The following is a 12,758-nucleotide window of genomic DNA, read 5'->3' on the forward strand; positions in this document are numbered from 1 at the left end:
TGTTTGCCACTAGTTTGGAAATAGACCCCCAAACTAGCCTACACTCGTAGTCTAAAAAAGGGCACTCACAGCTAGGCTACCCCCGTAGCCTGAGAATCAGTAGTCTAAACTTAGGCTAACATCCCTGCCTGTGACGGTTCAACACTCTACTTACTCATTCAAATAAAGCTCGGCCATCCCGTCCAAACGGCTTTTCACTTCTTTCCAATGCGGCATTACGCTGGTCAACAAGCGCCAGAAACGCTCACTATGGTTGTGCTCTGCGATATGGCAAAGCTCATGTAGGATCACATAGTCAATACACTCTTTTGGCGCTTTGATTAAGTGAGGGTTGAGCATCAAGTTACCTTTTGCTGAACAGCTACCCCATTGCTTCGCCATGGGAAAAACACGAAAGCTGGGTATGCCTTCAACCCATGTTGTTTGTGGAATCAGCTCTGCAAGGCGCTCATGAAAGATACGTTCGGCACGAACCTTATACCAATTACGAACCAAAGCTCGAACCATAGCCGTCTTGTCGTCATTAAAACGAGTTAAGGTTACTAAGAGCTTACCTCGGTTCATTTTTACCGAAGGTAAAGCCTCAATGTCTTCCACAATTTTAAGTACATATCTGCGCCCTAAGTAAAACTGCATTTCACCGCTGACATAATGCTTGGGCTGAACAAACTCTAAGTGAGCACGAAACTCCTTGAGTGCGTCATAGATCCACTTAGCACGCTTCATTACCGCTTCATGAATATCATCACGTTCGGTATCTTCTGGTGCGGTAATTGCCACTTCACAGTTAGGGTGAACTTTAATGGTTATCTTTCGCTTTTGGCCTTCTGCGAGGGGTTTTCGAACGACTTCGTAGGTAACAGCCTCATCACCATAGATGAAGCTGTATTCCTCTTTGCTGCCTTCATTAGAACTTACCGAAGTCATTAATGATGACCTGCCACACCCAGACGAGTGATTTGGATAATATCGGCAATAATCACCTTCGCAGTGTCCATGCCGACGGCTTTAAACAGCACAGGTAGCAGCTTACGACGAATGTGATTTTCAATCTCTTGTGGGTTAATTGAAAACTCAGCAACAGATGCCGTCACCACTTTATCGATTTGCATTGCATAATCGAAGCGTTCATCTTCACTTAGAGCATTGCTATCGGCTAGGTTTTTCAAGAATAACCCGTAGTAAGCTTGGACGTGACGTTTGATTTTTGGGCCAAGTTCGGAGAAGCGGTCAATAGGCATACCTTCGACATTTCGCTCTTTTACTTGTTCTTCAAAATCAGCAAACAACAGGTATTGCTTTACTGGGGCATCAAACATCTCTTTCGCTTGTTCGATGGCTTGTTTTAGCAACTTAGAAAAATACTCCTGAGCATACGGGTCATCTGCGAGATCCTGATCAATCATCTTAGTCACACGACCAGTGATAGCATCTTTCTTGTTACGAGCCTCATCGTCGGTCATTTCTTCAAGCTTTACATCTTTACCCATGTTACCGACTAAGTAGACGCCTTGAGATTCTTGGATCTCTACACCGCCAATGTGCTTATCCAGCATGGTTCGGATATTTTCAGCATACTCATCGTAGTCAACCGTTTCTTCCGCATCTTCACGTACTTGGCGACGTAACTCAGACATCGATCTCAACGTCTTTTTGTACAGCTCACGCTTATCATCAAAACTCTTATCTTCAAAATATGTAGCTGATTGCAAAGCTACTTTCAGGCAGTTAGCAAACGTTGTGAGTGATGCATAAAAGTCCTCACGTTTTTTCAAATTGGTGTCGGTAAGCTGGCCATCAATCGTGTCAATCTTGGGTGCTAGTACTTGACGAAGCGCTTGTCCATCTTGCTTGTTCTGTACACCTTCAAACGTTGCCCATAAATCGCTATAGAAACCTGGCAGCTTCTTATATTCAGTGTCCATGCGGCTATAGAGACCTTGCAAGTCATCAATATCAAATCCGCCTTTGATACGCTCTTCAAGCTCTTGATAACTGGCAATAGACGCATCCAGCTCTTTCAAAATGCCACGATAATCAATCAAGTAACCAAATTGTTTTTTCTGGTGGAGACGGTTTACACGGGCAATCGCCTGAATCAAGTTGTGTTGCTTCATCGGCTTATCGATGTAAAGCACGGTATTCTTGGGTTCATCAAAACCTGTCAGAAGCTTATCCACCACGATCATGATGTCAGGGCCATCGTCTTTACTAAATTCATCAATGATGTGCTGGGTATAGGCTTTTTCGTCTTGACCAAAATCAGAATTAAGGACGTTTTCCTTCCACCAATTTTGCACTATGTCTTTGCTTTCACCATCGACAGTATCGTGGCCTTCACGAGTATCAGGCGCAGACATTGCGACAACGGAAGTCACTTTACCTATTTGGTCTAAAAGCTTCTTATATTGAATAGCAGAGGCTTTTGAGTCACAGGCAAGTTGACCTTTTAAGCCTTGACGTTTGAAGTTTTGGAAGTGATCGGAAATATCATGGGCGATGAGTTCCAATCGACCTTCGGTTTGATAGATTTGACCTTTCTGAGCAAACTTTTTCTTCAAGTCTGTTCGCTGTTTTTCAGACAGCTTATCGGTGATACGGTCAAACCACGCATCAATGGCTTTGTCATTAGTGCTGAGATCAGGAATACGTTCTTCATACAATAAAGGCGTCACCGTTTTATCTTCTACCGCTTGTTGCATTGTGTATGAGTGAATAATCTTACCAAACTTATTTTCGGTTTTATCGTCTTGCAACAAAGGTGTTCCCGTAAAACCAATATAAGCGGCTTTCGGAAGAGCTTGTTGCATTCGAATGTTATTCTCACCGTTTTGGCTACGGTGGCCTTCATCAACCAATACAATAATATCTGGACTGTCGTTGTAGCACTCTGGTAGCTCGATAGCCGTACCAAACTTATTGATGATGGAGAAGATAATACGCTCGTTACCTTTACCGATTTGATCTGCTAAACGGCGACCTGTCGTCGCCATAGCCGATTTTTTATCTTTATCCGATAATGCACCGCCTGAAGCGAAAGTACGGGCAAGTTGATCTTCAAGGTCAACACGGTCAGTCACTACAACGACACGGCATTTGGCTAACTCTTTAAGCCAAATAAGGGCTTTGGATAAGAAGACCATAGTGAACGACTTACCTGAGCCTGTTGTATGCCAGATCACGCCACCGTTACGTGCGCCTTGCTCATCAAAAGAGGTGACACGTTCAATTAACGCTTTAATGCCGAAGACTTGCTGATAACGAGCGACAATTTTGCCAGCCTTTTTATCAAACAGTGTAAAAAGCTGAGTCATCTCCAACAGGCGGTCATGACGTAAGAGTGAGACTAATAAACGATCTTGCTCGGTAACCACAAGATCGCCACCCGCAATCAAAGACAGGTACTCATCACGTACTTTGGCAGAACGGTGGTTGAATATAAGGTCGAGTTTGTCTTGTGCTAATGGCGCGTTCTTTAAACGTGCAAAGGTTGCCTCAGTGATCTCTTCTTCTTTCCATTTCGCCCAGAATTTTTCAGGCGTTCCGCAGGTAGCGTATAGACCTTCGTGACCATTCACAGAGACCAATAGTTGGCTATAAGCGAACAGATGAGGGATTTCATCTACCTTTTGGTTACGGATGTTCTGCGAGATACCTTCCGATACAGTTGGTTTCCCTTCAGAAGAGGAATCAGGGCGCTTCGCTTCTATCACTACCCAAGGAAGGCCATTTACAAAACACACTACATCAGGGATACGCTTACCTGTCCCATAAGCATTTTCTACTTCTAGCTCTTCGGTGAAGTGGTACTTATTGTTTTTTGGTGCTTCCCAATCAATGATGTCGATGGTCGGGTTCGCTTTCTTACCGTCGATAAACTCGGTGACACTGATGCCATAAGTGAGGGCGTTGTACAGCTTCTCATTCGCGGCCTTTAAGCCTTCATTCATGGCTGGGTTCGCCAGCTCATGAATAATTTTATCGATGGCTGCTTCTGATAGCTTGTGCTGCTTGCCCATGAAGTTGTAGGTTTTGTGTTTAAGCACATCACGTAACACATCAGGCAAGATAACCACGGTTCGGTTGCCTCGTTTCACCAAGCACTCGCTTGGTGGGATAAACGTGTAACCTAAGTTAGCCAGTAGGGTTAGCGCTGGGATTTTTGCACTTTGTTCTTCACGGAAGTTAGGTACGTTATTGGAATTATTCATTATGCAATCCATTGCTTTAGCACATTTACGACGACAGGCGAGAAAGCTTCTAGCTTGCCATCGGCTGGAGTAGACAAATCGTCAATCATCATTTCGATTATTTCATCATCTTCCAGTTCAGGATCTGCATCAGGGTCAATGCTGTATTGCCAAAGTAGAGAGTGAACGGCAGCTTTACGCTTTGCAATGAGCGATTTATTATTGCTATCTCTATCACCCAGGTTTAGAACCCTGATAGTTTCAATAGCATCAGGGCTTTTACCTGAAACACGACCACTGAGTTTAAAGACTAAGTCAGTCTCACATTCATCCATAAACGGGGTGAGTGGAAGAGCTTGAGATTTATGTGAATCACCGCATTGGTTCAATGTGTTACAGCTAGCAATGATATTGCTGAAATCCAAAGTTCGATTTTGATTAAGGTCTTGTGCTTCAACATGCTCATTATGGCAATCGCCATCACCAGATAAAGCCTGACAACAATGACCACATAAGAAATGTTGTTCCGCGAGTGCTTCCATGCGGATTGCTTGACGAACACCTCCATCTTTAAGCTGTGGATATCGCTTATTCGGATTGGCTCGCTTCCAATCCGTCAATTGTTGCGGCTCATACCCTGCTCGTTTAGTTATCTTTCGCAATTCTTAGCTCCTTCTTACGAAGCAATAGTTTTGCTTTAGATAGTTCTAAGTTACCCGCTGGCAAGTCGGCTTGTAAGTCCGCTAGTAGTTGTTTTGCCGTCTTGATATTTGAATCATGGATAGCATCAAGCAAATCCCCGATTTGCGCATTCACTTCAGCATTTCGAACATCAGTATCCATGATATCGAGAAGAACAGAGTTAGCATCTTGACCATACAGATCAGGCACAGGTGTCGCCTTCTCTGGGTTATCCAACAAGCTCACATGAATGCCTTTGCTATCACTGATCACTAATGGCGAGTGAGTGGTAACGATAAACTGAACCTTTGGGAAAGCTCGTTTTAAGCTTTCAAGGATTGTCCGCTGCCACTGAGGATGTAAGTGCATATCGACTTCATCAATAAGCACAATGCCGTGGCTATCCTGTACAGCATGAGTTCCCATGTGAGGGTTGAGTTGAATTGCTCTTCGAGCAATATCTGCAATCATGCCTATCATATTGCGCACGCCATCACTGAGCAGTGAAATCGGCACATTACCTTGTTCTTTGTGCGTAGCAACTACTTGCTTTGCAGTGGCTGAGTAATGAACATTCGACCAGCCAGAAGGCTCAAGAATAATATTGAGTGCTTTCTGTAATGAAGTTAAACGGTCAGCATGTATGTTCCCTTTTACAAGGTTCCCAGACATTCTTTGTTCTTGCTGCTGCATCCCACGTTCGAAGCTTGCCATCGTCTCTTGGTGAAGCCAACTAGCAAATGTTCTGTAGCTACTTGCGGGTTTATCCCAATCTCGATAACCCTCTAATCGGCTTGTTTTAGATAACTTTGGTGACTCACTTGATGGATCAAAACTTTGATTCCATAGTCGCTCAGTACCGTAAACCGCAATAACTGGAAGTGTTGGGTGAGCGCCATCTTGTACGATTTTTTGTAAACGCTTTGCAACGTTGATCAACTCTGAAACTTTAGTTCCAGTACTCTTTAGCGTATTACGAGAACGAGACCATTCAGAAGGAAAGTCATCAACGTAGTCATTATATGCCTGAGCTGAAACTTGAACAGGGAATTGATATTCCATGGTAAAACCTTGGTCTTGAGAACCAATTTTACCAAGGTGAATATCATTGTCTCGAATAGCTCGGTCTGTGCTTGTACCAAAGCCACTCAGGAACTGGCCATAAGCAACAGAAATTGCATCTAGCAGTGAGGTTTTACCGTAACCATTAAGACCAACCAATACATTAATGCCAGGCTGAAAATCGCACTCAAAACGTTTGAAGCCACGGAAGTTTTCTAAAGTTAATGTTTTTAATTTCATGTCATTATGAACCCGTTAAATTTATCCCTTGCCCGAAATCAAAGTAGCTAATCCCCTCTTATGGTGAGGGGGGACTCTCGATTAAGCGACTTCAACCTCATCGATTTTCACTCGGCGCTTACCCGTCAATAACTGCTGCATCAGCGCCTTTTTCTCTTGCTTAAAGTGAGCAAGTTTAGCTGTCAGTATTTCGATTTCTTTATCGGCCACAGTTAGGACTGAAGCGATTTTTTTCTGTTCGTTCAATTTAGGCTTTAGTAGCTTTAACACTTCTAAATCTTTCGGATAAATGTGGGGTTGTGCACCGCCACTTTGCAGTGAATAGATACGATTTTGATTCAACTGTAACCATTGGAAAATAAAGCCAATATCATTTCCTACTCTGGTGCTTACCACCGAACAATCAGAAGCCCAAATTTTGTATGGGTGATAAGATACGTACCCAGCGTATGATCCACTTGCGCTCACAGTGATAATTTCTGAGTGTGTAAACTGGTTATGGTTGTAAGGGCTAGTTTTACCACCTGCAATGACAGGGAAACTACCATCAACAACATTTTTTGCACTTAGTGCTTTGCCTTTTTTTATTCCTGCAATATCTGATAGATGCACCTCTTCCCATTCCCCCTCAAACACCTTACCCGTATCAGGGTTCACCAAACGCTTCTTACCCGTTAAAAGCTGCTGCATTAGAGCTTTCTTCTGCTGTTTGCTGGTTTCAATCAGCTTTTCAGTGGTGGTAATTGCTTTATCCCATGTTGAGAGGATTTCGGCGATTTTGCGTTGTTCTGGGAGCGGGGGGACTACCAATTTTAGTTTTTTTAGATCTTTAATGGATAAAAAAGGTTGTGCACCGCCTGTCTTAGTTGCGTGTACAACTCTATTTTTCCTTGATTCATAATAATAATATAAGTACTTCCCATCTAATCGTTTAGGGTTAGGCTTGAGTAACGCTATGTTTTTCATACTAAACTCAAAATCAACATCAACATAGGCGCATTCACCAATATTCCCTAAACCAATGTTTACAACTAATAAATCTCCTTTCTCTGGGTTACAACGTTTATAGATAATATCGTGATCTTCCTTACTCAAAAAAAGGGAGCTTTCAAACGTAATGGTTCCTTTTTTAATATGTACCGATTTTATATAAGGAAGCCCACTTGAAGTAGGTGTTGGGGTATCATGAGTTCCATCAGTAATCTTTGTGCAAACAGCACTAGAGTTAGTTACAACCCAATCACTTGGTATTAACCCCAAATGAGGATGATTAGTGTACTCATTTGTTTCCATAGCCCAGCTCCTCTAGGTAACCCGCCATTTCTGCTTCTAGCTCAGCTAACTCACTCTGTAGTGCCAAACGCTCAGTACGAACAGCGACTAGGTCGATCTCTTCTTCTTCCTCAAAGGTATCCACATAACGAGGAATATTAAGGTTGTAGTCGTTCTCAGCAATCTCTTCTAGCGAAGCTAGGTATGAGTATTTGTCAGTAGTTTCACGTGCTTTGTAGGTATCGACAACCTTCTGAATGTTCTCAGGAGTTAGCTGGTTTTGGTTCTTACCAGACTTGAACTCGCGAGATGCATCAATAAACAGCACCGTATTGTTATGAGAAGGGTCGTCTTTCTGCTTTTTGAAGATAAGAATTGCCGCAGGAATACCCGTACCAAAGAACAGCTTTTCAGGTAGACCAATCACGGTATCTAGCAGGTTCTCATCGATAAGTTGCTTACGGATTTTGCCTTCACTTGAAGCGCGAAATAGCACACCGTGAGGCACAACCACGCCCATGCGACCGCCTTTTTTACCTTGAGAAGCAGGCTTTAGTGTCTCAATCATGTGTGAGATAAACGCATAGTCACCTTTGGTCTTTGGCGGAATACCACGGCGGAAGCGACCAAAGTGATCGTTACCAGCATCCTCAAAGCCCCATTTATCAAGAGAGAACGGAGGGTTCGCTGTTACCACATCAAAGTGCAGCAGTCCGCCTTCCTTATCCTGAAGCTTCGGGTTACGAATGGTATCGCCCCATTCAATACGATGGTTATCTTCACCGTGTAGGAACATGTTCATCTTAGCCAGTGACCAAGTAGAGCCAATCGCTTCTTGACCAAACAGTGCGTATTGCTTAGAGCCTGCAAAGTTCTTCTGAATTTGCTTACCACACTTCATCAATAGTGAGCCTGAACCACACGCAGGGTCACAAATGCTGTCGCCTTGTTGTGGCTCTAAGATAATAGAAAGCAGATCAGACACTTCTGGTGGTGTATAGAATTCACCAGCCGATTTACCGCTGCCAGCAGCGAAGTGTTTGATGAGGTACTCGTAAGCGTTACCAATCACATCCAAAGAGCCAACACGGCTTGGGCGTAGGTTCAGGGTCTCCTTACCAAAGTCTTCTAGTAGATGGCGAAGAATGTCATTTTTCTGCTTTTCATCACCCAGTTTATCGGTGTTGAAGCTAATGTCTTGGAAGACATTCTTGAGTTTAGTGCCGTTAGCTTCTTCAATCGCATGTAGAGCTTGGTCGATACGAGAACCATTACCAGGTTCATGACGAGCTTCATACAGATCCCAAAATGTTGAACCTACTGGAATTTTGAAAGATTGGCTTTCCATCATTTCTGAGATCAGTTCAGGGATGTCACCATACTCTTCTTTCAGTTCATCGTACTTGTCTTGGTGAACATCAGAGATGTATTTAAGGAACAAAGTAGTAAGGATGAAATCTTTGTAGATAGACGGATCAACCGTACCTCGGAAGGTGTCACACGCTCCCCATACCGCTTTGTTGATGTCATCTTGATTGATTTTAGTGTGTGGCATGATTTCCTAGCCCTTAAATTGTTCAGAATTCTGGATTAAGTCAGTAGCTATAGCATTTAGCTGCTGCTGACGATTATTTATAAGCTTATAAAGCAATGCATTTTCTTTGATGCTTGCTGCATAAAGCTTGGCAATAGTGTTCTGTTTTTCTATCTCTGGTATCGCTAGCTCAACATCGGCCAATACTGGTTTTCTAATGTTTGTTTGTGTGCTGCCTTCAGCACTCTTTCTAAAGTACTGCTGCACAGGCTTTTGATTGAGCTGCCAAGCTAAGAACATTGGGTTTATCTTATCGCGTTGCGATGACTTGATACGGATCTGAAACAGGCTAGGAGAACTAATTACGTCTTCTAGTTGTTCAGGAACGTAGGCAGCATAGGTTCTCATCCCCTTGGCAATGAACAGAACATCGCCTTGTTCAAGCCACATAGGCTGCTTCTTACCTGTTAATTCCGTTCTCACCAACTCAGCGCTTTGCAACTCACCCAGATCACTGATGTCTTTTGCTTGCACGACTTGGACGGAAGCATTTGGGTCATGCTTGATTGACCCGCGAAATGGGTAGCCAGCATGAATATCCGCTACCTCTGATAGTCGTAGTCTCATTCCAACACCTCAAACTTTAACTTGCATCCATTGTGGTTACTTTAAGCAAATACGTCAAGAAAAAATGCAGGAATAAAAAACTGCAAATTTTAAGTTGACTAAATTTCAAACCGATCATAAGATTATTTGCAGTAAAAGAATGGAGCAAAAAATCATGAGCGGACAAAAAGCAGTACAAAACGGTAAAGCATTTGAGTCAAAGATCTTTGCAGTACTTAAGCAAATCCCAGGCGTGAATGTGATTAAGGATATTCCTTATCCATCTATCTACAGTGCTTATTCAACCAAGCACAAAACCAAGATGGAGTTCAGAGCGGAGAACATATCTCTGACATTTGAAACCTTGGATTTCCAAGGTAACAAAATCACCAAAACTCGCTTGTTCAACACATTGAACATTGAGTGTAAGTATCAGGAAGACTCGGGGACGACAGATGAAAAGTACCCACTGGTCTATGAGAACGCACTGATCAGTGATGCTGAAGCCACTCTATTTGTTTACGAAGATCCGTTGAAGAACATTAAGCGTGGTGCTTTGGAGTTTATGTACGACAAGGCATTGAACTCAGGTGAGCGATTGATAGTGATGGACTTTGATAACTTCCTTGCGAATGTGAATAGGCAATATGCATTGGAACTTGTCGCTGCAAGGTTTGAGCAAGGTTCTGAGCTATTTCAAGCTAATCACCCTGGGCTGAAAATGCTGGATTCATACTCTCGAAAGCGCTTCAACCAAGCGATGAGAAAGAATGAACAGTGTGGAGAATTCTTTGACGAGTACCTAGATTGCCAACGTGATTTCCACAATTTTATCGCAAGGCATGGGGTACAAAGCCGTGATTACCTACCGTATTTAAACAATTTAAGAACCTTACGAGCAGGGATCACTGAATGTTTACCAAACTTAAATTAAGGAGATTTAATCTATGACTGTAACTGAGAAACTATTGGCTGCTCTACTAGAGCGTGGTGTTTTTGATAACGAAGAGCAGAAAGTGTCAGGCATTGCTAAATTAGCTATTGAGAAGAGTTTCGATAGCCTGAGCCATGCTCAGAAGTATGTTCTATCACCATGGCTGTCGCAGCACTGTACAGGATCAACAGACCCTGGTGGTCATCATAATGGTTGTTGTGTGAAGTTAGATGGTGATGAACTACTTGAAGCTATCGAGTTGGCGGATGACACCGAGTGTTTGCAGTGTGATAGTTGTCGTAACGATGATTCTTATTACGCACATCAGTACGACAAACTAATGGCTGAGTAGCCAGAGTATCCGTTGGCAGAAGCCGTCATGGTGATGGCTTGCCTTCGGCAAAACATATCGAAGTTGTTTAGAGCTGAGGTGCCATTTTTCGATTTGGCAGAAGAAACTTCATGTTTACAAGCTCGGGTAATTTCAACCGTATACGGCTGGGCATGATAGGCGGTTAAAGAAGACCTGACTCAACTTGTTGCCTTGTTCCAGTGACGTTTAATAGTCGCTATTCCTAAGCTCAAATGAATAGCAGCTTTACTCTGCGACATTCCAGCTTCTTTGCACTCTAGCACTCGTCTGGTTGTTTTAGTAGCTTTGGGTCTACCTAGTCTTTTTCCTTCAGCTTTAGCTCTGGCTAACCCTTCTTGTGTCCGTTCTTTTATACGGTTCCTTTCAAACTCTGCAAACGCTGAAAACATCTGAAGCATGAGCTTCCCTTCTGGTGAACTGAGGTCAGATACAGGCAGGTCTAAGCAAATGACACGAATTCCCTTTTGGATCAGTTTACCGATAGTCTGTTGTACATCGATGTTATCTCTACCAAGTCGATCAAGTTTTAGAACGACTAAGGTGTCACCTGCTTCTATTTTATGTTCGATTAAATTTGAGAATTGTTCTCTGTCTGTAGCCTTCGTACTGCCAGAGACAATTTCGCTAATTACACGATGGTCGATCACATTATAACCAGCGTTGCGAATAGCTAATATTTGGTTTTCGGTTGTTTGTTCCGTCGTTGATACACGACAGTAAGCGAAGATTCTTCCAGTCATTTGATTCTCGCATCATAAAGTCTGGTATCATCATACCATTGGTATCATAAATTAAATAGGTATATTTATGATGCCACTTTAAGTACACCTTTTCTGGTGTCGTATAACGGTTGTTTTTTGATACCAAAGAATATGATTAGGTTGGAGCTATATTTTCTTTACTTGCAGATGTATTGGTTAATGTTTGCACACATAGAGTGTGGAGGGTCGATCGCATGTATGGACGGCGCACAAAGAGAGTATGCTAGTTTGATATAGGATCTCTATCGTTAGTTAGGGCTGACAAATACAAATCATTCAGTATATAAATCCGACTTTTGTTATTTTAATGACATTTAATCTCGCTCTAGTGTTTAATTTTGAGGAAAAACATGATATAACAATTATAACTATCATAACAATTATAAATTTATATAACTAATATAAGGAGTGATTGATTTTCAGCACTACTTTGCGGAAAACCCACAAAATTCTGCATTTCAAAAGACTGCCACCTATGGCACTTCTGATGCCAGAGATGGCATTGTTACTGCCAAAGATGGTATTTTAGTTGCCCACATCCCGCACTCGACGAGTGCGAAAGTACTGTCAACTCACACTCCTCTAGTGCGAAGCATACCTGATCAAAGTAGTTTTGAGCGGTAATGTTGTTCTAATATTCCTACCTATTATTCTGTTAGTTAAAACTTCACGTTAGAGGTCTAGCGCGAAGATGTGGCGTCTCCTATTCGTGTGAGATATAACGGTTCACGTTCCTCTCCTGCCAATGACCTAGATGATTACTTGCTCATCATAGTGGCTAACCAAAGCTAATGAATCCTTTGTTTTGAGCGCAAAACTGCAACAGGTGTAGAGTAAGTACGTCCTAAACCCTACATTCTAATCTTTCTGCGCGAACAATCAGATTGCCCATGAATAGTAAGAGCATTGCTACATTTTTGTAAGTTCATGGTCGAACTCACCATGAAAACCAGCTCTGGTTTTGGGGCAAAGCATTGATAGTGACAATCAGGTTGACCATGAATGGTAAGAGGTGTTGCTACATTTTTTGTAAGTGCATGGTCGAGATCACCATGAAAACCAGATCTGGTTTTGGGACAAAGCATTGATAGCGGTGACAATCAGA

The 12,758-nt window shown here is 42.6% G+C and carries 10 protein-coding genes; 2 read left to right on the forward strand and 8 right to left on the reverse strand.

Features of this window, described 5'->3' with window-relative positions:
- Positions 1-150 precede the first annotated feature (150 nt).
- The 7 genes from ACED42_RS15955 to ACED42_RS15985 all read right to left on the reverse strand — a co-directional run bounded on the left by ACED42_RS15955 (position 151) and on the right by ACED42_RS15985 (position 9,606).
- On the reverse strand, positions 151-927 hold the full coding sequence (locus ACED42_RS15955; RefSeq protein ID WP_371703296.1) for a M48 family metallopeptidase: 777 nt from the start codon (positions 925-927) through the stop codon (positions 151-153).
- Positions 927-4,211 carry a type I restriction endonuclease subunit R gene (locus ACED42_RS15960; RefSeq protein WP_371703298.1) on the reverse strand — a complete coding sequence of 1,095 codons (3,285 nt, stop codon included), beginning with the start codon at positions 4,209-4,211 and terminating at the stop codon, positions 927-929. Before ACED42_RS15960 ends, ACED42_RS15955 begins: the two co-directional genes overlap by 1 nt.
- Complete coding sequence (locus tag ACED42_RS15965; protein WP_371703300.1) at positions 4,211-4,852, reverse strand: TIGR02646 family protein; 642 nt, start codon at positions 4,850-4,852, stop codon at positions 4,211-4,213. The genes ACED42_RS15960 and ACED42_RS15965 overlap by 1 nt, the downstream gene beginning before the upstream one ends.
- Positions 4,836-6,173: an AAA family ATPase gene (locus tag ACED42_RS15970; protein WP_371703301.1), complete on the reverse strand. Its 1,338-nt coding sequence runs from the start codon at positions 6,171-6,173 to the stop codon at positions 4,836-4,838. Before ACED42_RS15970 ends, ACED42_RS15965 begins: the two co-directional genes overlap by 17 nt.
- Before the next feature lie 81 nt (positions 6,174-6,254).
- A complete protein-coding gene (locus tag ACED42_RS15975; protein ID WP_371703303.1) occupies positions 6,255-7,466 on the reverse strand; it encodes a restriction endonuclease subunit S in 1,212 nt (403 codons plus the stop codon).
- Positions 7,453-9,000, reverse strand: a complete 1,548-nt coding sequence (locus ACED42_RS15980) for a type I restriction-modification system subunit M (RefSeq protein ID WP_371703304.1) — start codon at positions 8,998-9,000, stop codon at positions 7,453-7,455. Before ACED42_RS15980 ends, ACED42_RS15975 begins: the two co-directional genes overlap by 14 nt.
- Before the next feature lie 6 nt (positions 9,001-9,006).
- The gene (locus ACED42_RS15985) at positions 9,007-9,606 is read right to left on the reverse strand and encodes a restriction endonuclease subunit S (RefSeq protein WP_054542199.1); all 600 of its coding nucleotides are present in this window, start codon (positions 9,604-9,606) and stop codon (positions 9,007-9,009) included.
- A gap of 154 nt (positions 9,607-9,760) precedes the next feature.
- Between ACED42_RS15985 and ACED42_RS15990 the strand changes: the two genes are divergently transcribed.
- Positions 9,761-10,519, forward strand: a complete 759-nt coding sequence (locus tag ACED42_RS15990) for a PD-(D/E)XK nuclease superfamily protein (protein WP_371703306.1) — start codon at positions 9,761-9,763, stop codon at positions 10,517-10,519.
- Between the two features lie 13 nt (positions 10,520-10,532).
- Positions 10,533-10,871 carry a hypothetical protein gene (locus ACED42_RS15995; protein WP_371703307.1) on the forward strand — a complete coding sequence of 113 codons (339 nt, stop codon included), beginning with the start codon at positions 10,533-10,535 and terminating at the stop codon, positions 10,869-10,871.
- A gap of 179 nt (positions 10,872-11,050) precedes the next feature.
- On the opposite strand, the gene ACED42_RS16000 is transcribed toward ACED42_RS15995, so the two are convergent.
- A complete protein-coding gene (locus ACED42_RS16000) occupies positions 11,051-11,632 on the reverse strand; it encodes a recombinase family protein (RefSeq protein WP_371703308.1) in 582 nt (193 codons plus the stop codon).
- Positions 11,633-12,758 lie beyond the last annotated feature (1,126 nt).

The organism is Vibrio sp. FF145 (genome assembly GCF_041439075.1).
Lineage (GTDB): Bacteria > Pseudomonadota > Gammaproteobacteria > Enterobacterales > Vibrionaceae > Vibrio > Vibrio tasmaniensis_A.